Source organism: Methylobacterium nigriterrae (genome assembly GCF_037106235.1).
Taxonomy (GTDB): domain Bacteria; phylum Pseudomonadota; class Alphaproteobacteria; order Rhizobiales; family Beijerinckiaceae; genus Methylobacterium; species Methylobacterium nigriterrae.
Genome location: NZ_JBAWTG010000013.1, coordinates 1 through 18,052, shown reverse-complemented (window position 1 = coordinate 18,052; position 18,052 = coordinate 1). Strand labels below are relative to the sequence as shown.

25 protein-coding genes are annotated in these 18,052 nt (G+C 72.5%); 11 read left to right on the top strand and 14 right to left on the bottom strand.

The window, feature by feature from the left end; genetic code table 11:
• Positions 1–13: 13 nt before the first annotated feature.
• Both WDW90_RS09725 and WDW90_RS09720 read right to left on the bottom strand, forming a co-directional pair.
• Positions 14–166: a DUF3096 domain-containing protein gene (locus WDW90_RS09725; RefSeq protein ID WP_336487188.1), complete on the bottom strand. Its 153-nt coding sequence runs from the start codon at positions 164–166 to the stop codon at positions 14–16.
• A 55-nt stretch (positions 167–221) separates the two neighbouring features.
• On the bottom strand, positions 222–863 hold the full coding sequence (locus tag WDW90_RS09720; protein WP_336487187.1) for a L,D-transpeptidase: 642 nt from the start codon (positions 861–863) through the stop codon (positions 222–224).
• A gap of 202 nt (positions 864–1,065) precedes the next feature.
• Between WDW90_RS09720 and WDW90_RS09715 the strand changes: the two genes are divergently transcribed.
• Positions 1,066–1,509 (top strand): VOC family protein, encoded by a 444-nt coding sequence (locus WDW90_RS09715; RefSeq protein ID WP_336487186.1) that lies wholly within the window; start codon positions 1,066–1,068, stop codon positions 1,507–1,509.
• Positions 1,510–1,516: 7 nt separating this feature from the next.
• Here WDW90_RS09715 and WDW90_RS09710 read toward each other — a convergent pair whose 3' ends face one another.
• Positions 1,517–1,960, bottom strand: a complete 444-nt coding sequence (locus WDW90_RS09710) for a Crp/Fnr family transcriptional regulator (RefSeq protein WP_336487185.1) — start codon at positions 1,958–1,960, stop codon at positions 1,517–1,519.
• A 2-nt stretch (positions 1,961–1,962) separates the two neighbouring features.
• Here WDW90_RS09710 and WDW90_RS09705 point away from each other — a divergent pair, with 2 nt between their 5' ends.
• Positions 1,963–2,862 carry an SCO family protein gene (locus tag WDW90_RS09705; RefSeq protein WP_336487184.1) on the top strand — a complete coding sequence of 300 codons (900 nt, stop codon included), beginning with the start codon at positions 1,963–1,965 and terminating at the stop codon, positions 2,860–2,862.
• A gap of 10 nt (positions 2,863–2,872) precedes the next feature.
• Here WDW90_RS09705 and WDW90_RS09700 read toward each other — a convergent pair whose 3' ends face one another.
• Positions 2,873–3,088 (bottom strand): hypothetical protein, encoded by a 216-nt coding sequence (locus tag WDW90_RS09700; RefSeq protein ID WP_336487183.1) that lies wholly within the window; start codon positions 3,086–3,088, stop codon positions 2,873–2,875.
• 172 nt (positions 3,089–3,260) lie between these two features.
• On the opposite strand from WDW90_RS09700, the gene WDW90_RS09695 reads away from it, so the two are divergent.
• A complete protein-coding gene (locus WDW90_RS09695) occupies positions 3,261–3,455 on the top strand; it encodes a con-10 family general stress protein (protein WP_147027425.1) in 195 nt (64 codons plus the stop codon).
• Positions 3,456–3,585: 130 nt separating this feature from the next.
• Here the strand turns inward: WDW90_RS09695 and WDW90_RS09690 are convergent, their stop codons facing one another.
• Entirely contained in the window at positions 3,586–3,936 is a 351-nt protein-coding gene (locus tag WDW90_RS09690) for a hypothetical protein (protein WP_336487182.1), read from the bottom strand.
• A 454-nt stretch (positions 3,937–4,390) separates the two neighbouring features.
• Positions 4,391–5,194, bottom strand: a complete 804-nt coding sequence (locus WDW90_RS09685; protein WP_336487181.1) for a response regulator — start codon at positions 5,192–5,194, stop codon at positions 4,391–4,393.
• Positions 5,195–5,373: 179 nt separating this feature from the next.
• Here WDW90_RS09685 and WDW90_RS09680 point away from each other — a divergent pair, with 179 nt between their 5' ends.
• Positions 5,374–5,646 carry a NepR family anti-sigma factor gene (locus tag WDW90_RS09680; protein WP_336487180.1) on the top strand — a complete coding sequence of 91 codons (273 nt, stop codon included), beginning with the start codon at positions 5,374–5,376 and terminating at the stop codon, positions 5,644–5,646.
• 108 nt (positions 5,647–5,754) lie between these two features.
• On the opposite strand, the gene WDW90_RS09675 is transcribed toward WDW90_RS09680, so the two are convergent.
• Positions 5,755–5,931, bottom strand: coding sequence for a DUF1328 domain-containing protein (locus WDW90_RS09675; RefSeq protein ID WP_003599466.1), 177 nt, complete (start codon positions 5,929–5,931; stop codon positions 5,755–5,757).
• Positions 5,932–6,401: 470 nt separating this feature from the next.
• Between WDW90_RS09675 and WDW90_RS09670 the strand changes: the two genes are divergently transcribed.
• The 3 genes from WDW90_RS09670 (at position 6,402) to WDW90_RS09660 (ending at position 8,974) form a co-directional block, all read left to right on the top strand.
• Positions 6,402–6,629: a hypothetical protein gene (locus WDW90_RS09670; RefSeq protein WP_336487179.1), complete on the top strand. Its 228-nt coding sequence runs from the start codon at positions 6,402–6,404 to the stop codon at positions 6,627–6,629.
• Positions 6,630–6,924: 295 nt separating this feature from the next.
• Positions 6,925–7,914, top strand: a complete 990-nt coding sequence (locus WDW90_RS09665) for a DUF2865 domain-containing protein (RefSeq protein ID WP_336487178.1) — start codon at positions 6,925–6,927, stop codon at positions 7,912–7,914.
• A gap of 115 nt (positions 7,915–8,029) precedes the next feature.
• Positions 8,030–8,974: an MBL fold metallo-hydrolase gene (locus tag WDW90_RS09660; protein WP_431311008.1), complete on the top strand. Its 945-nt coding sequence runs from the start codon at positions 8,030–8,032 to the stop codon at positions 8,972–8,974.
• A 124-nt stretch (positions 8,975–9,098) separates the two neighbouring features.
• Here WDW90_RS09660 and WDW90_RS09655 read toward each other — a convergent pair whose 3' ends face one another.
• Complete coding sequence (locus tag WDW90_RS09655; protein ID WP_336487177.1) at positions 9,099–9,878, bottom strand: DUF1499 domain-containing protein; 780 nt, start codon at positions 9,876–9,878, stop codon at positions 9,099–9,101.
• Positions 9,879–10,036: 158 nt separating this feature from the next.
• Here WDW90_RS09655 and WDW90_RS09650 point away from each other — a divergent pair, with 158 nt between their 5' ends.
• A complete protein-coding gene (locus tag WDW90_RS09650; RefSeq protein ID WP_336487176.1) occupies positions 10,037–10,528 on the top strand; it encodes a MarR family winged helix-turn-helix transcriptional regulator in 492 nt (163 codons plus the stop codon).
• 59 nt (positions 10,529–10,587) lie between these two features.
• Here the strand turns inward: WDW90_RS09650 and WDW90_RS09645 are convergent, their stop codons facing one another.
• From WDW90_RS09645 to WDW90_RS09635, 3 genes are all read right to left on the bottom strand, one after another.
• The gene (locus WDW90_RS09645; RefSeq protein WP_336487175.1) at positions 10,588–10,854 is read right to left on the bottom strand and encodes a DUF2312 domain-containing protein; all 267 of its coding nucleotides are present in this window, start codon (positions 10,852–10,854) and stop codon (positions 10,588–10,590) included.
• 169 nt (positions 10,855–11,023) lie between these two features.
• On the bottom strand, positions 11,024–11,332 hold the full coding sequence (locus WDW90_RS09640; RefSeq protein ID WP_336487174.1) for a DUF1244 domain-containing protein: 309 nt from the start codon (positions 11,330–11,332) through the stop codon (positions 11,024–11,026).
• A 55-nt stretch (positions 11,333–11,387) separates the two neighbouring features.
• Positions 11,388–12,140, bottom strand: a complete 753-nt coding sequence (locus WDW90_RS09635; protein ID WP_336487173.1) for an N-formylglutamate amidohydrolase — start codon at positions 12,138–12,140, stop codon at positions 11,388–11,390.
• Positions 12,141–12,310: 170 nt separating this feature from the next.
• Between WDW90_RS09635 and WDW90_RS09630 the strand changes: the two genes are divergently transcribed.
• The 3 genes from WDW90_RS09630 (at position 12,311) to pyk (ending at position 15,895) form a co-directional block, all read left to right on the top strand.
• Positions 12,311–13,651, top strand: coding sequence for a glycerate kinase type-2 family protein (locus WDW90_RS09630; protein ID WP_336487172.1), 1,341 nt, complete (start codon positions 12,311–12,313; stop codon positions 13,649–13,651).
• Positions 13,617–14,096 carry a DUF1036 domain-containing protein gene (locus tag WDW90_RS09625; protein WP_336487171.1) on the top strand — a complete coding sequence of 160 codons (480 nt, stop codon included), beginning with the start codon at positions 13,617–13,619 and terminating at the stop codon, positions 14,094–14,096. The genes WDW90_RS09630 and WDW90_RS09625 overlap by 35 nt, the downstream gene beginning before the upstream one ends.
• Positions 14,097–14,458: 362 nt before the next feature.
• Entirely contained in the window at positions 14,459–15,895 is a 1,437-nt protein-coding gene (gene pyk / locus WDW90_RS09620; protein ID WP_336487170.1) for a pyruvate kinase, read from the top strand.
• A gap of 25 nt (positions 15,896–15,920) precedes the next feature.
• Here pyk and WDW90_RS09615 read toward each other — a convergent pair whose 3' ends face one another.
• From WDW90_RS09615 to ykgO, 3 genes are all read right to left on the bottom strand, one after another.
• Positions 15,921–16,955, bottom strand: coding sequence for an alpha/beta hydrolase (locus tag WDW90_RS09615; protein WP_336487169.1), 1,035 nt, complete (start codon positions 16,953–16,955; stop codon positions 15,921–15,923).
• Entirely contained in the window at positions 16,955–17,563 is a 609-nt protein-coding gene (locus tag WDW90_RS09610; protein ID WP_336487168.1) for a tetratricopeptide repeat protein, read from the bottom strand. Before WDW90_RS09610 ends, WDW90_RS09615 begins: the two co-directional genes overlap by 1 nt.
• A gap of 93 nt (positions 17,564–17,656) precedes the next feature.
• Positions 17,657–17,782, bottom strand: coding sequence for a type B 50S ribosomal protein L36 (ykgO, locus tag WDW90_RS09605; protein ID WP_003601867.1), 126 nt, complete (start codon positions 17,780–17,782; stop codon positions 17,657–17,659).
• Between the last annotated feature and the right edge of the window lie 270 nt (positions 17,783–18,052).

Below are 18,052 nucleotides of genomic sequence, written 5' to 3'. Positions count from 1 at the left end.
CGGCCCGGTATCGTCAAGATAGAGCGCGGAAGACGCCGAGGCCAATCAACCCGACGAGGATCAGGTAGGCGGCAACGATATAGTGAAGGAGCTGCGGGCGAAGCAGGATCAGGATCCCCGCCGCGATGGCGAGGATCGGCTGCAGCTTGGCGATCGTGATGGTCATGGCGAGGGCTCCGGGGAGCGGGGCGGGCCGGCGCGCCGGCCGCCCTCACGCGGGATCACGCCCGGTAACGGCCGTTGCGCTTCACCAGCACGGTGGCGCCGACCGGCACGCGCTCGTAGAGGTCCACGATGTCCTCGTTGAGCATGCGGATGCAGCCCGAGGACATCTGCTCGCCGATGCTCCAGGGCTCGTTGGTGCCGTGGATGCGGAACAGGATGTCGCGGTTGCCCTGGTATAGGTAGAGGGCCCGCGCCCCGAGCGGGTTGTCGAGGCCGCCCTTGCGGGTCCGCGGCAGGTCCGGGTTGAGCGAGACCATCGTGGTGGTCGGGCTCCAGTCGGGCCAGACGCCCTTGCGGCCGACGCGGGCCTCGCCCTTCCAGGAGAAGCCGAGCTTGCCCACGCCGACGCCGTACTGCACGGCCGTGCCGCCCTCCTGCACCAGGGCGAGCTGGCGCTGGTCGATGTCGACCACGATAGTGCCCGGGCGCTCCGGGCCGGCATAGGCCACGGTCCGGCGCCGGTACTTCGGGTCGAGCCGCGACGTGTCGACGAGCGGCACGTCGTAGGGCTTGTCCGGCATGGTGCCGATGTACCAGGCCGAATCATCGTCGGCGGCCACGTTGATCGGCCCGCGCTGGTTGCAGGCGGCGAGCGGTGCGATCAGCATCGCGGCGATCAGGATCCGGCGGATCGTCATGGTTCCTCACCATTCTCCGGTTCGTCTCGATTGCCGCCCTGACTACCCGCTCGGCGCCGGTTTCTGTGTGACTTTTGCGCCGCAGCAGGGCCGGAAGCGCTCTCGCCCCCGCGGCGCTTCGCGAAGGTGAGATGATTTTGCTCTCGGGCGCCTCGCCGGATCGGGGCATGATCCGGGGCTTTCGGCATCGAACGAGGGGCCCATGGCCGATACCCAGACCTTGCCGGTGGAGGCCGCGGAGGGCCCCGGGCCGGTGCTCCGCCCGGCGATCCACCTCGACCATTGCGTCATCCACGTCTCGGACTGGGAGCGCTCGACGGCCTTCTACCGCGACGTGCTCGGCGCCGAGGCGATCCCGTTCAAGCGCGGCTACGTCTACCGCTTCGGCGGCGTGCAGCTGAACGTGCACGGGCCGGATCAGGTCGGCGAGCCCCGCGCCGCCGTCCCGGTGATGCCGGGCGGCAGCGACCTGTGCTTCCGCTGGTCGGGCACGATCGAGGAGGCGATGACGCACCTCGCCCTGCACGGCGTGCCGGTCGAGCGCGGGCCCGTGCAGCGCCACGGCGCGGCGGGCGAGGGCGTGAGCGTCTATTTCCGCGATCCCGACGGCTCGCTCATGGAGTTCATCACCTACCCGTCCGCCTGAGCGCGGGTCAGGCCCGGCTCTGGGCGAGGGCCTGGTTCGTCTGCTCGAGACGCAGGGCGAGCTCGCGCATGACCGCGATGCTGATCTGCGGGAACTGCGCCAGCAATTCGAGGAACACCCCGCGGTCGATGCGCAGGGCGGTCGTGGCGCTCTCGGCGGTCACGGTGGCCGAGCGCGGCTGATCGGCCAGGATGCCCATCTCGCCGACGAGCGCGTTGGCCGTCAGGAGCGCCAGGCGGAACGGTCCCTGCGCGCCCTCGATCGATACGGAGGCGCTGCCCTCCAGGATCAGGTAGGCCGCGTCCGCCACGTCGCCGCGCGCGAAGAAGCGCTGGCCCGGCTCGAAATGGACGCGCTCGCTCGTGAAGGCCAGGAGCTTGAGCCGCGACGGTTCGACCTCGCGAAACAGCGGCACCTGCCGTAAGGACGAGACCTCGGTATCGAGGGTCATGGATGGGCTCCGAAACACGCGGCACCGCGGCAGGCGCCGGCCCCGACGGGGTCGCTCGCGTGAGCATGCGGGTCTCGCGCGCCTTGTCCAGCCTCGTCGCGGGCCCAGGCCCGCGTTCGGGCGCGCGGCTCGCCTGCGCCGCTCTCGTCTCGGCCTGCCTCTGGGCGAGCCCGGCCGCCGCCCGCCTGAACCCGCACGAACTCGCGGCCGCGGCGCTGACGCCCGCGCCCGGCGCGCGGGCACCCCTCGACGCGGCGTTCGAGGATGCGGGCTCGGGCCGGAGCGTCGCGCTCGCCGAGGCGATCGGCGGCCGCCCGACCCTGCTTCTGCCGGTGGACTATACCTGCGGCAACGTCTGCGACCCGATGCTCGCGATGGCGGGCGCGGCGCTCGCGGCGACGGGCCTCGCGGCGGGGCGGGATTACAGCCTCGTCCTCGTCGGGATCGACCCGCGCGACGACGCGGCGGCCGCCCGCCGCATGCTCGAGCGGGAGCTCGGGGTTCCGGCGCTCGCCGCGGGGACGCGGGCGCTCGTCGGCGACGAGGGCGCGGTGACGCGGCTGACCCGGGCGCTCGGCTACGGCTTCGCCTACGACCGCGACACCGACAGCTTCGCGCATCCCGCCGCCGCGCTGCTGCTGACGCCGGAGGGACGCGTCGCGCGCGTGCTCTCGCCGCTGGCGCTCACCGGGCGCGACCTGCGCCTCGCCCTCGTCGAGGCGGGCGAGGGCCGCACCGGCGGTCTCGGCGACCGGATCGCCCTCCTGTGCTACGGCTTCGACGCCGCCCGCGGCATCTACACGCCGCTGATCCGGCGCATCCTCGCCGCGGCCGCCCTGCTGACGGTGCTGGCCATCGCGCTCGGCATCGTCCTGCTCGGCCGGCAGGGGCACCGGGCCTGAGGCTCGCGCCTCACGTGCGCTCGGTGCCGAGGCCGGGCCGGCGCGCGTCCGGCGGGGCGCGCTTGGCGCTGGCATTGGGCTGCGGCGAGTCGATCGGCTCGCGGTCGGTGGTCGGCGTCGGACTGTCCTCGGGGGCCGGCATCGGCGGCAGCGGCGTCGTGTTCGGCCGCGGCGCCTCCGCTCGTCCCGCCTCGACCGCACCTTTGGCCATCTCGCGGTTCGTCATGGTGCCTCGTTCTCCGGCGCAGCGCGATCACACTATCCGGATCGCTCGACTGCCCGCTCAACGCGTCGTCGGGGGCGAGGTTGCCCGGATCCACGACGCCGGCTGAGCAGAGGAACCATCGGTTATTGGTGAAGGTTGTTCCGGGTGTGAGACAAAGCCTGAGGAGGCGCTGATGGCATCTGGAAATTCGACCTCGAAGCGAGGTTTCGCGTCCATGGATCTCGAACGCCAGCGGGAAATCGCTAGCAAGGGCGGACGCAGCGTCCCGGCCGAGAAGCGCTCCTTCTCGCAGGATCGCGAACTCGCATCCTCCGCGGGCCGCAAGGGCGGCCAGTCCACCGGAACGGGGCGCGGCGGGGCTGAGTAGGACCGGGTCGGTGGCGCTGCCTGCCAGTCGGGCACGCGTCACCACCGCGGACGGGCCGATGGCCCAACAAGAAAGCCCTCCCGCGCCTGCAGGAGGGCTTTCTTGTTGGGCCTAGCGCCCGCGCGACGGCTCAGGAGATGCAGCGTCCCGGCACCATGCGGCGCGCTTCCGGGCCGACCAGGGAGCTGAGGGCGCCCTCGCAGCCCTCGCGCATGGTGCGGCGGGGCTTGAGGGCCGGCTTCTCGCCGAGCTCGGACGAGGGCTGGTTGGCGACCGCGGCCGGGCGCTCGGACGGGCGCGACACGGTGGCAACACGGGTCGGGCTCAGGGCGATCGAGACGGGCCGCATGCCCGGCAGGGGCGCCGGCGCCGGCAGCGAGGCCGCGGGAAGCGTCAGGACGGCGGGGCTCGTCCACACGTCGGCAGTGTGGCGGACCATCGGTTGGACGAGAAGGGCGAGGATCGCAGCCGGTCCACTCATGCCGAGGATCAAGCCAGACCGAAGCATCTTCGCGATCTCCCATGGGAGCTTGACAGGATGTCGGAACAACGCCCGGAGCGGGATAACGGTTCCTTACTGCCTCGCTTGCGCTCAGAACTGTATTCGGGCGTGCAGTTGCGCACGCTCGCCGGCGCCGTCCACGGCCATCCACACCTCGGAGTGTGACACGAAAGACGCAAAGCCAGGAAAAAGCGAGGCGCGGCGGAACTGCGGGGGGCGCCGCCCGTTAGCATGACACCCGGCCACCTGGTCCTCCCCGCATTCCCCTTGTGCATTGGCCGGAACCTTCGAACGGGTCGGAACCCATCCGGCCCGTTTTTTCTTGTCCGCGCCGCGCTGGCCGCGCCGAAAACGGGAAGGGCCCCGGCGCTGCCGCCGGGGCCCTTCCCGTTTCGAAGTACCGCCGCGCGGCGGTCTCTGGCTCAGGCCGTCCTCAAGCCGTCTTGGCCTCACGGCGACGCGCGCTCTGCTGGAAGAACAGCGCCTGGCTGATCACCGCCGAGACGTTGGCGGGCTGGAAGGGCTTGGCGATCAGGAAGGCGGGCTCGGGCCGCTCGCCGGTGAGGAAGCGCTCGGGATAGGCGGTGATGAAGATCACCGGCACTTCGAAGGTCTTGAGGAGGTCGTTGACGGCGTCGAGGCCCGACGACCCGTCGGCGAGCTGGATGTCGGCCAGGATAAGGCCCGGGCGCTTGCCCTCCGAGGCGATCTTGATGGCCTCGGTGCGAGTGCGGGCGACGCCGATGACGTTGTGGCCGAGCCCCTCGACGAGCGCCTCGAGATCCATCGCGATCAGCGGCTCGTCCTCGATGATGAGGATGTCGGTCGCCATGTCGGCGGCGAGCTCGCGGCCGGCCTCGTCCACGAGGTCGCGGACTTCCGACACGTCGACATCGAGGATGATGGCCGCATCCTCCTCCGAGAAGCCTTCGAGGCAGGAGAGCAGGAAGGCCTGGCGCGGCAGCGGCGTGATCTGGCCGAGGCGCACCTCCGCCGGCAGGTCGTGCTGCACCTGCTCGCTCTGGCCGTTGACCGACAGGGAATTCCAGATGCTCGTGAAGACCCGGAACAGGTCGGCCTTCACGTTGGAGCTGCGTCCGAGCGTCTCGGGCTCGTTCACCAGAGTCTCGAGCGTCGCAGCCACATAAGCGTCGCCGGCCACCTGGCTGCCCGTCAGCGCGCGCGCGTAGCGGCGCAGATACGGCAGGTGCTGCACGACGAGTTGAGATGTCGACATAAGATCCCCTCGGCCTTGCCGTTCTTCTGGTAGCTTCCGCCCCAACGCGGTTCGCCCGACTCCGTTCCGGAAGCGGCGGAACCGTTTCTGTGGCACGGCGTTGCTGCAGCAGCCATGACGTATGTCAAGCCGCAAAACAATCGCGGTGATGCCGACGGCCGGCATCAGGGGACCTTTGGATGACGAACGATGGGAAGGCCGGCGACCTCCGCCCGGGAGGCGCGTCTCGGGCTGCGCTCAGGCGGGATCGGGGTGAGCCGTCCGCGAACGAGGACATCCGGGGCGACGACGAGGCGGCGCCGGTCGGCCGGCGCACCCTGAGCGAGCAGACGCAGCGGCGCCTCGGCACGCATCTGCGCGCCATGTACGACTCGATCGTGCAGCAGCCCGTGCCGGACCGCTTCCGCGATCTGATCGCGCGGCTCGATACCGGCGGACCCGACAAAGCCTGACGCCCCACGCCCGCCGCATCCGGCGAAGGCCGCCCCGCCGATCGGCGTGGCGGCCTTTCACCGTCGGGGCCACCGGCGATCCTCGCGCGGGCCCGGGTTCATCCGAGACTAGAGCGTCGGCGAGCGGCCGCGCATCAGGCCGATCACGGCCGAGATCGCGAAGAGCACGATGGCGACGAAGAACACGAGCTTCGCGGCTTCCATCGCGGTGCCGGCGATGCCGCCGAAGCCCAGGAGAGCAGCCACGAGGGCCACCACAAGAAACGTTACGGCCCAACCGAGCATTTGCGTGATCCTTCCAGAAGTGCGGTGCGGGCTAAGCCGTCACCTTCTGAAGGCAATAACGTCAAGGTTTCGGTTCGGTTCCTCTGCAGCTGTTCCTGTGTTCGCGGGACCGTACGCTTCACGGGCGCCTGCCCGGGGCCTGCCTGGCGCGTCCCGGGATTCCGGCCGAGGCCGCGGGCGGCCCCGTGTCCTGTTCCGCGCCGCGCCCCTCCCCGCACGGGACCTCCCTGCACGGGGCCTCTCCACACGGGGCCTCTCCACACGGGCCTTGGCGAACCGCGCCCGACCGAGACCCGCCCCCCGAACCCTGTGCGACCGTCTTGCGGGCCCACGAGCCGGTGCTGCGACCCATCGACCGCGCCCCTGACGATGCGCCGGCCCGCATCCCATCTGCAGGGTGACCCTCGATCCGCCGGAACGTTCGGGCCCGGCTCGGCGTTCGTTGGCATCCCCTGAACGCGAGTTCCGTGATGAGAGACAAAGCCGCCGCGACCGCCAAGCGCTTCACCGTTGCCAAGCGTCTCGTTGCCAAGGGTTTCGTGGCCAAGGGTTTCGTGGCCAAGGGTTTCACCGGCGCCGCCGAGGCGGCGATCGGAGGCATCGGCCGGCTTTTCGAGAACCTGCTCCCGGTGCCGCGACCGCAGCCGGTGCCGATCCCGGTCCGGGCGCGCCGCCAGCCGCAATCCGGCCGCCGCTGACCGGCGGAACGGCCCCGCCCGGCGTCACGCCCGGGATCAGCCCTGCGAGCCGCCCGCCCGGGCGGCTTTTTCATGGCTGCAGACTGATCATCCGGTCGTTCGAGAGCGCGACGGGGCCAGTATCGATCGGTGCGTCGGCGCGAAGACGCGACGAGATCCGGTCACAACTAGAATATCCGTTGTCTTCCGCAATTGTCCGCGCCGATCGGCCTTGCTTAGGTCGCCCGCGCCCAGCCTCGTCCGATGGGCAGTTCGTGAATGTCCGGCGGGACGAAGCCCGATTGCGGGGGAATGGATGGCTTTCAGCGCGCACTGGCGCCGGCTCGTCGCATTGGGCGGGACCCGCCGGCAGATGATCGGCACGGCGCTGGCCGGCCTCATCCTCGGCATGGGCAGCGTCACGATCGGCACGAGCCTCGTCCACGCCTCCGAGCGCAACGGCCTGTTCGGCTTCCTCGAAGACCTGTTCCGGCCGCCACCCCCGCCCGCGACCGTACCGCCTCCGCGCCGGCCCGCGCATTACGCGAACCTGCCCGATGCGCGGCGGGCGGGCCTGCCCCGGGCCATTCCCCACACGCCGCGCCGCCTCGTCGATCTCGCGGCCCCGTCGCCGCTGCGGCGCCGTGTGGCAAGGCGCCGTGCTCCGGCGGCGACGGTCGCTTCCCTCGGCCCCCGCACGGTCTGCGTGCGCAGCTGCGACGGATACCTGTTCCCGCTCGGGACTCTCGGGGCGCGGGCCGACATCCCGGTCCACCGGGCGGCCTGCGCGGCGGCCTGCCCCGGCGCCGCCACCAGCCTCTACTCCCTGCCCGCCGGCGAGACCGAGCTCGAGCGCGCCGTGAGCCTCGAGGGGCACCCCTACCGGGCCGCCGCCTTCGCCAACGTCTATCGGCAGCGCCGGGTGGCCGATTGCTCCTGCCAGCCGCCCGGCGGTGCCCCGCCGCTCCCGATCGTCCAGGACCTCACCCTGCGCCGGGGCGACGTCGTGGCGACGCAGGACAGCGCCGAGGTGGTCACCCGCATCCGCCCCGGCTCGGTTGCCCTGACCGATTACCGCGCGGTCGGCGCCCTGCCGCGGGCGCGGAGCGGCGCCATCGAGGAGCGGGTCGGCGCCCTGCGGCGCGAGGCGGAGGTCCGGGCCTTCCGCCGGGCGATGCGGGCGGCAGATCGGGGCGGCATCGTCCGGGTCGCCGCGGCGGGTCCGGGCTTCGCGGGGCTCGGGCGGACCGGCACGGCGGGCTTCGCGCCGGTGCGGATCGTGGCGCCCTCGCCCTATCTGCGCTGAGCGCGGCAGGCTGGCGCCGGCGCCCGCGTTGTCGGCACGGCGGCGATGTCGTAGGCCGGCCCTGCCGTTCGGCCGCCGCGCCGGGCCGGCGCGTGGGGGAGCCGGGACCGCCGTCATGAACGCCGACACGAACGAGCCCGATGCCGGGACCGAGCCCGATTTCGAGCCCGCCATGCCTGCGCCGGGCGCGATCGAGAGCCTGACTCCGCTGATCCGTCGCCGGATCGCGCCGAACCCGAGCCCGTTCACGGCGAGCGGCACCTGCAGCTACGTGGTCGGGCGCGGCCGCGTCGCCGTGATCGACCCGGGACCGGAGGATGCCGGCCATGTCGAGGCGCTGCTCGCCGATCTCGACGGCGAGACGGTCGAGGCGATCGTAGTCACCCACACCCACCGCGACCACTCGCCGGGCGCGCGTCTGCTGGCGGCGCGGACGGGGGCCCCGATCCTCGGCTGCGGCCCGCACCGGGCGGCCCGCTCGCTCGCCGCGGGCGAGCTGCCGATCCTCGATGCGAGCGCCGACCGCGCGCACGCGCCCGACCGCGAGCTGCGCGAGGGCGACGCGCTCGCGGGGCCTGGCTGGACGCTCGTCGCGGTCGAGACTCCCGGCCACACCATGAACCATCTCGCCTTCGCGCTGCCTGAGGAGGAGGCGCTATTCTCGGGCGATCACGTGATGGCGTGGTCTACCAGCATCGTCGCGCCGCCCGACGGCTCGATGCGCGCCTACCTGGATTCCCTCGAGAAGCTGCGCGACCGGCCGGAGACGATCTACTGGCCGGGCCATGGCGGGCCGGTGCGCGAACCCCGCCGCTTCGTGCGCGGGCTCGCGGCCCATCGCCGCCAGCGCGAGACCGCGATCCGCGCCCGGGTCTCGGCGGGCGACGCGGACATCCGGGGCATCGTCGAGGCGATCTATCAGGGCTTGAACCCGGTCCTGATGGGGGCGGCGGCGCTGTCGGTCTTCGCGCATCTCGAGGACCTCGTGGAGCGCGGGCTCGTGCTGACCGACGGTCCGGCCCGGCTCGACGGCCGCTACCGGCCCGGCATCGCCGCCTAGCGCGCTTTCCGCCGAAGTGGCTGCCGGTTTGGCGATCAGAGCGCGCGCCGATCCTGCCTGGGCCGCGTTGCCTCGCGCCGGGCCGGCGGCCATGGCGGCGGACCCAAGCGTCCGGCCGCGCCGCTCACTTCACCGCGATGGCGAGATTGGCGACCTCGTCGAGGTAGGAGCGGATGCGGTCGGCGTTGGTTCCGAAGTCGCGGGTGCCGAGCCGCGAGGCCGAGCGCACGTCGATGCGGGCGCCGTCGGCGCGGGGGCGCACCCGCACGGTGACGTCGTCGGGCAGGTTCAGGACGAGGCTGCGGGCCACCGCCTCGATCCGGCCGTTGCCGATGCGCCCGCCCGGGCGGATCGCCTCCACGATCTGCCAGCGCCGGTTCACGGCCGCCTTGCGGGCGAGCTCGAAGGCCTGGTCGGTATCGATGTCGAGGGTCAGCGGCGCGATCTGCGGGTAGGCGCCGCGCTGCTTCTCGCGGGCGGCCGGGCCCGGATCGGGCGGATAGCGCCCGTTCCGGGCCGCGAAGGCCACCCGCGAGCGCGAGAAGGCGGGCGGGTTGTCCACATCCGTGGTGACGTCGGCGATGGCCGGCAGCCGCAGGCCCCGCAGGCCCGCATAGGCCGGATAGGCCAGCACCACGAGGGCGAGGAACAGGCCACCGAGCGCCGCGCCGAGCCCGCGCGCGCCCTCCCGCCAGACCCGCACGAAGGCGAAGCCCGCGAGCATGAGCGCCAGCACCGCGATGACGAGGCCCGCTCCCAGGGTCGCGAGCGCCGGCCCGGCCTCCGCCCGCGGATCGCGCACGAGCAGGAGGGCGATGCCCGTGACGAGGGCGGAGAACCAGGCAAAGCGGCGCGAGAGGGCGCCGGCGCGGGTGACGGGTTCCTCGATGAGCAGGCGACGCATGATGCGATGATCGGTCCGGGAACGCGGTCGCGGCAGGGAAAGCCGACAAGCTGTACAGCCCGGCGCCGCCGGACGCCACCTTGCGCGGCTCGACCCACAGTTGCATGTCCCGGACCCGCTGCCCGAGGGCCGCCAGTCTGCTATAGGCTCGCTCCACGATGTCGCGTCCGCAAGCCATCACCCCGCCGCCGAGCTCCGAGCCGGAACCCGTCGACCCGCTGCGGGTCTGGTTCCGGTTCATCCGGCTGAACCGCTGGGTCTCGGCCGCGGTCGGCGCGGAGCTGCGCGAGGTCGGCCTCTCGATCCCGCAATTCGACGTGCTCTCGACGCTGACCGAGCGGGAGGGCCTGACCCAGCAGGAACTCGCCGCCCGGCTCTACGTCACCAAGGGCAACGTCTCCGGCCTGATCGACCGGCTCGTCGAGGCCGGGCTCGTGGAGCGGCGCGCGATTCCGGGCGACCGGCGCTCGCACGCCCTGCACCTGACCCCGGCCGGCGCCGCCCTCGCCTCCCGGGGCATCGCCGCGCAGGAGGCCTACGTGGCCCGCACCCTCGGCCGCCTCGATCCCGGCGACATCGCCGCCTTCGAGCGCCTCGTCCTGAAATGGCGGGCGCTGGCGCGCGAGGATGCCGGCTTGCAGCGGGGCTGAGGCCGCGCGCACCCGGATGCGCGCCGGCGCGGGCCGGCGTTCCCTCGGCGGGACGCGCGCTACGCCATCCCGAGCGCCTGCATGTAGAGCTCGAGGATCGCCTCCTCCTCCTGGCGCTCGGCGTGATCCTTCTTGCGCAGCGAGATGATCTTGCGCAGGGCCTTGGTGTCGAATCCGGTTCCCTTCGCCTCGGCGTAGACGTCCTTGATGTCGCCCGCGAGGCCGGCCTTCTCCTCCTCTAGGCGCTCGATGCGCTCGATGAAGCTCTTGAGCTGGTCGGCCGCGACCGAGGACGGGTCGACGGCGGGGGCGGCGGAGGCAGCCATGGTGCGATTCCCTTGATTGGCGCGGCGCATCGCGATGCGCCCTGGCGCGGTTCGTAATCCAGCAACCTTACCGGGAGATTGACCCGGCCAGGCGGCCCGAGGGGGCCTCGGCCAAGGGCCTCGGCCAAGGGCCTCGGCCAAGGGCCTCGGCCAAGCGGCCGGCCGCGCCTCAGTGCGGCTCGGCCTGCGCCTTGGCGAAGGCGGCCCGCTGCTCGGGGCTCGCCTCCTCCTGGTGCTTCGCCTTCCACTCCGAATAGGGCATGCCGTAGATCTGCTCGCGGCTCTCGTCCTTGCCGAGAGGCAGCCCGCGCTCGTCGGCGGCGTCCTTCAGCCAGTTCGACAGGCAGTTTCGGCAGAAGCCCGCGAGATTCATCAGGTCGATGTTCTGCACGTCGGTGCGGCTGCGCAGATGGGCGACGAGGCGGCGGAAGACGGCGGCCTCGAGCTCGGTCTGCGTCCTGGGATCGATCGCGTTCATGGAAAGTTCCTTCTGAAGAGCCGTCCCGCTGAGGTCGGCGGCCGGACGCCCCGCGTCAAGCGGGGGTCCCGAGCAGGGGTCGCAGCAGCCGCGCGAAGCGCGAGGCCCACTCGATCTGGCCGCCCTCCCCGGCGATCAGATCCTGCCGGATCTCGACGAGGGCGTTCGGAAGGTCACGGGCGGTGGCGTGCCGGTCGATCGTGTCGCCGGGCAGGCCTCCGCCGTAGGGCTCGTTGTCGCCGACCGTCAGCCCGGCCGGGTCGGCGCGCAGGCCCGCGATCAGCGGCACGCTGAGGCGGTCGTCGCGATCGTACAGGATGCCGACCTGCCAGGGTCGGGCGACCCCGCGCCAGTAGGGCGTGAAGCTGTGGATCGTCACGATGGCGGGCGCCGCCCCCGCCGCTTCGGCCGCCGCGACGGCGTCGTCGATCGCCCGGTCGAAGGGGTCGTAGAAGCGGGCGATGCGTTCCGCCCGGCCGGCCTCGTCGATGCGGGCGTTGCCCGGCACCACGGCCCCGTCCGAGAGGCGCATCACCAGAGTCGGGTCGGCACGGCCACGGTTCGGGTCGATGATGAGCCGCGAGAAGCGGGTCAGGATCGCGGGCGCGCCGAGTTCCTGCGCGAGACGGCGCGTCACGCCCGCCGCCCCGATGTCGTAGGCGATGTGTCGGGCGAATTCCGCCTCCGGCACGCCGAGATCGAGATCCTCCGGCACGTGGTTCGAGGCGTGGTCGCACAGGATCAGCACGCCGCAGGCGGGATCGCCGGGAACCGTCTCGACGGGATGGGGCGGTGGCGAGACGGGCATGCGGGGTCCGGTTCGTTTCAAGCTTGCCGATCAGTCGAGGCTCGGGCAGAGCACGTATCAAGGATCGTGCGCTCACGGCAACAATCCGGCCCGTCGCCCTCCCCTCGCTAACGCGGGCGCGAGGGCGAGGACGCACGAGACACAGGATAGAACGTCCGAGGAAGCACCCCATGAGCGCCCCCAGCGCCCCCAGCGCCCCCCCGCCCGTCACCGTGCCGGACGCGCAGGCCAACGACCTTCGCCGGCTGCTCAGCGGCTTCCTCGACGAGGCCATCGCGGCGGCCCATCCGGTGAAGTGCCTGCCCGCCCACCTGCCGCCGCCCGCGCCGGGGCGTCTCATCATCCTGGGCGCCGGCAAGGCCGGCGGGAGCATGGCGGCGGTGGCGAGCCGCTTCTACCGCGAGGAGCACGGTCTCGGCGCGGACCGCATCGTCGGACTCGCGGTCGCCCGCCACGGCTACGGCGAGGAGGCGCCGCTGATCCGCATGGTCGAGGCCGGACATCCCGTGCCGGACGCCGCCGGCATCGAGGCCACCAAGGAGACGCTGCGCATCGCCGGGCAGGCGGGCCCGGAGGACGAGGTGCTGGTGCTGCTCTCGGGCGGCGGCTCGGCCAACTGGATCGCGCCCGCGGGCGACTTGACCCTGCCCGAGAAGCAGGCGATCACCAAAGCTTTGCTGCGCTCGGGTGCGCCGATCGGCGAGATCAACACCGTGCGCAAGCACATCTCGCGCATCAAGGGCGGCCGGCTTGCCGTGGCGGCCAGGAACGCCCGCTCGCTCCTGACGCTGGCGATCTCGGACGTGCCCTTCGACGATCCGGCCGTGATCGCCTCCGGCCCGACCGTGCCCGACCCCTCGACCCTGGCCGACGCCCGGGCGATCTGCGAGCGGCGCGGCATCCAGCTCCCGGACGCCGCCCGCGTCCTTCTGAACAACCCCGCCAACGAGACCCCCAAGGCGGGCGACCCGGCCTTCGCGCGGGCCGAGTATCGCATCATCGCCCGGCCGGTCGACGCGCTGGAGGCCGCGGCGACGGCGGCCCGCCAGGCGGGCTACGAGGTCATCCTGCTCGGCTCGGACCTCGAGGGCGAGGCCCGCGAGGTGGCCGCCGAGCACGCGCGGCTCGCCCGCGAGATGAAGGCGGCCGGCCGCAAGGTGGCGCTGATCTCGGGGGGCGAGCTCACCGTCACCATCCGAGGCGAGGGCAACGGCGGTCCGAACCAGGAATACGCGCTCGCGCTCGCCATCGCGCTCGACGGCGAGACCGGCATCGCCGGCATCGCGGCCGACACCGACGGCACCGACGGAGGCCGCGGCGAGGCGACCGACCCGGCCGGCGGCCTCGTCGACCCGACGACCCTGGCGCGCGCCCGCGCGGCCGGCCTCGATCCGGCCGCGATGCTCGCCGACAACGACTCGACCCGCTTCTTCCAGACGATCGGCGACCTCGTCCAGCCCGGTCCCACTCGCACCAATGTCAACGATTGCCGCATCATCCTGGTGGGCTAGGGCCCTGTCGGCGACGCGCCTGAGCACCGCCCTGGCCGGCGGCATCGTGCTTGCCGGCCTGGCCGCCGGGCCGGCCCGTGCGGACCTGCGCATGTGCAACCTGACGGCCAGCAAGGTCGGAATCGCGCTCGGCTACCGCGACCCGCAGGGCTGGGTCACGGAGGGCTGGTGGGACCTGACGCCGAAAGCCTGCGAGACTCTGCTCAGGGGGGCGCTGGCGGCCCGCTTCTACTACGTCTTCGCGGTGGACTACACGCGCGGGGGCGAGTGGAGCGGGCGCTCGCTGATGTGCACCAAGGATTCGGAGTTCACCATCCGGGGCGTCGAGGATTGTCTCGCCCGCGGCTACGACCGCAACGGCTTCTTCGAGGTCGATACCGGCGAGCAGAAGAGCTGGACGATCCAGCTCACCGATCCGAGCCAGCCAACCGCCCCGCAGCCATGATCGGGGCCGGCCGGTCGTCGCACCGGCCCGGCGCAAGTGCGCAGCTCGGGGCAAATGTGCAGCTCACTTCGCCCGTGCTGCGGGCTAGGCGTTTCGCGGAGGTCGTCCGTGCAGGATTCGGGACGCGTCTCGGCCGGGCCAACGTCGCGCCCTGCGCAGGCGTCGATGCGTGGATCGGCAGGCCCGAACGGGAGAGGGGCCCGCCCCGGAGTCCCCGCGCCCGGCGCACACCTACCCCGCGAAAGCGTGGCCGCGCGCGCTGCCTGCTTGACGGGGCGCCCCCACCGGTGCTTGTGGCCGCTCGCCCTCAAGCCGGACACCGATCAATTCGGCGGGCTTCTCGCAGCCTGATGGAGGCCGGATTGAAACGCTCACGCCGCACGAAGATCGTCGCAACCCTCGGGCCGGCCTCCGACACGCCGGAGATGATCGCGAAGCTGTTTCATGCGGGCGCCGACGTCTTCCGCCTCAACATGAGCCACCTGCCGAGGGAGCGGCTGCCCGAGAAGATCGAGGTGATCCGCACGATCGAGCGCGAGGCGCGCCGCCCGATCTCGATCCTGGTCGACCTGCAGGGCCCGAAGCTGCGCGTCGGCGCCTTCCAGGAGGGCAGCGCCATGCTGGCGAACGGCGCGACCTTCGTGCTCGACAGCGATCAGGCACCGGGCGACGTCAACCGGGTCTATCTGCCCCATCCCGAGATCCTGTCCGCTCTCGAGCCCGGCCATTCCGTGATCATCGACGACGGCAAGCTGCGCCTCACCGTGACGGAGGTGGGCGAGGGCCGCGCCGCGACCCGCGTCGAGGTCGGCGGCCGCATCTCGAACCGCAAGGGCGTCTCGCTGCCCGACACCGTGATCCCGGTGCCGGCCATGACCGAGAAGGACCGCTCGGACCTCGACGCGGCGCTCAATGCCGGCGCCGACTGGATCGCCGTGTCCTTCGTGCAGCGGCCCGAGGATATGGCCGAGGTCAAGAAGATCGCGGCCGGGCGCGCTCTCGTGATGGCCAAGATCGAGAAGCCGCAGGCGCTCACGCGCCTCGACGAGATCATGGAGGTCTCGGACGGGCTGATGGTCGCCCGCGGCGATCTCGGCGTGGAGATGCCGCTCGAGCAGGTTCCGGGTGTCCAGAAGCGCATCACCCGCGGGGCGCGCCGCCTCGGCAAGCCCGTGGTCGTCGCGACCCAGATGCTCGAATCGATGATCACTGCGCCGGTCCCGACCCGCGCCGAGGTCTCCGACGTTGCGACTGCCGTCTACGAGGGCGCGGACGCCGTGATGCTCTCGGCGGAGAGCGCGTCCGGCGCCTTCCCGGTCGAGGCGATCTCGATGATGAGCCGCATCGCCGAGCAGGTCGAGAAGGACGCGCTCTACTGGACCATCCTGACGGCCCAGCGCTCCGATCCCGAATCGACCGCCGCGGACGCGATCGCGGCGGCGGCCCACCAGATGGTCGACGCGCTCGGCCTCAACGCGATCATGGCCTGGACGCATTCCGGCTCGACGGCCCTGCGCCTCGCGCGCTCGCGCCCCAACGCCAGCGTCATCGCGCTGACGCCGAAGCGCGAGACGGCGCGCCGCCTCGCCATCGCCTGGGGCATCCATCCGATCGTCACGAACGATGCCAGCGACGTCGACGACATGGCGTTCCGGGCGGCGAAGTTCGCGGTGCGCGAGCGCTTCGCGGAGGTCGGCGACCGCGTGATCGTGGTGGCGGGCGTTCCCTTCGGCACGCCCGGCGCGACGAATCTCGTGCGGATCGCCTTCGTCACGCGCGAGCACGCCGCCAAGGCATGACGGTCCCATCCCGGGGCGCCGATCGTCAGGGCGTCGGCGCGGCCTCGGCGCCCGCCGGCTGCGCCCGGAGCGGTGCCGCGAGGCGGTCGGCGAGGCGCGCCATCTCCGCCGCGAGTTCCGCCGCCGCCACGTAGTGCACCATGTGGCCGATCCCGGGCAGCGCCACCAGCCGGGCGCCGGGGATCGCTTCCGCCAGCGGCCGGGCCTGGAAGTCCGTGCGCACGATCGGGTCGGCCTCGCCGGCCACGATCACGGCGGGCACGCGGAGCGAGGCGTAGCGGGGGCTCTGCTCGGCGAGGGCCGCTGGCAATCCGACGAGGTCCTGCACGTTCGCGAGCAAGGTCGCGGGCCGCAGCACGAGCGCGGCGCGGCTGCGCTCCAGGTAGCCCGCGCTCACGGGCTGGGGCGCGAACACCGTGCGGGCGGCGCGGTCGAGATAGGCGAGCCCGACCGGCGGCCCGAGGGTCCGGCTCAGGAGCCAGGCGACCGGCGGCTGGAGCGCGAGGCGCAGGTACCAGGGCGCCTCGCCCCGCGGCGGGAACGGCCGGGCGACCGGGGAGACCAGCACGAGGCCGGCGACCCGCTCGGGGTGGTCGAGGGCGATGCGGAGCGCCAGCGCGCCCGCCCAGGAATGCCCGAGAACGATCGCGGGGCCGATGCCGAGCCGTTCGAGCGCCTGCGCGATCGCCTCACCCTGAAGGGCGGGCGCCGCGGCCTCGGCGCCGCCGAGCCGGTCGCTCCAGCCGAAGCCCGGCCGGTCGAAGGCGATCACCCGGAAGCCCCGCGCGGCTAGGGTTCGCCCGACGCCCTCCATCGGGTCGGACGCGTTGGCCGACGCCCCGTGCAGCAGCACGACCGTTGCGCGCGCGCCCTGGTGCGGGCCGGCCTCGATTGTCGCGAGGCGCCCGCCCGCGACCTCCGCGAAGGGACCGGCCGGCGGGTATTCGGCCTCGACCCGAAGGGCGATCACGAGCGTCGCGAGCGCGCCGGCCCCCAGCACCGCCCCGACGAGCGCCGCCGCGACGCCGACCAGCGCTGCGAGCCCGGTCAGGACAGGCATCAGAGATCGCGGCCGTCGACGTCGGGCGCGAGGCGATCGATCGAATCCTGCAGCTTCTCCATCTTGGGATAGAGCGCGGCGGCGCGGCGGAAGGCGTCGAGCGCCCGCCGCTTGTCCTCGAGGGACAGATAGATCTTGCCGAGCGCGGCCCAGGCCTCGAAGTGGCGCGGCTCCAGCACCAGGGCACGCTGCAGGTCGGCGATGGCGGCGGCCTTGTCCGACAGGAGCCAGAAGATCGTGGCGCGGCGGTTCCAGCCCTCGGACCAGCCCGGCTCCAGCGCGGTCACCCGGTCCATCAGCTCGGCGGCGAGGGGAAAGTCCTTGCCCGCCATGGCCTGCCGGGCCCGCTCGGTCAGAAGGTCCGCGGTGGCGCTGCCGGAACGGTCGAGGCGCCGCTCGATCAGCTTGGAGATGCCCTTCGCCTCGGCGGCATCGTCCGCGTCGCGCAGGCGTTGGTAGAGTTCGTCGAGGCTTGCCGGCGGAGCGGGCTTGGCCGGCGGCGTCTCGCCCTGGGGGGCCCGTGAGAGCGTGCCGGGCGGCGCGGCCTCGGCGGGGATCGTCGCGGCGAGGAGCGCCCCCGCGACCGGGAGGAATGCGAAGCGCAGCATGCGACGAGATTGTGCGCCCCGGGCACAGCCGTCAACGCGCTCGCTTGCCGCGCTCCGAAAGCAGCGAGCCCGCCGGAGGCGGGCTCGGGAGCGTCAGCCCTGGCGGGCCTTGAAGCGCTTCTGGGTCTTGTTGATGACGTAGACCCGGCCCTTGCGGCGCACGAGCTGGTTGTCACGGTGCCGGCCGCGGAGCGACTTCAGCGAGTTGCGAATCTTCATCGGTCTGACTCGGCGCGGTGCAGCCCGGCCGCCCATAAGTTTCAGTATCGGGAACGGGGGCACCTCGCGGTATCCCCGGCGATGGCAGCGGACGCATCGCGGAAAGGCGGGTCCCTTATCAGGATTCGCCCCGGCAAGGCAAGGTCCGCGCCGGGGCGCGATGCCGCGAATCCTATTTTTCGCGCCATGCTTTTGCGATTTGGTCGGTGAGGGGTTTTGTGAGGTAGCTGAGGACGGAGCGCTCGCCGAGCTGCAGGAAGGCCTCGACCG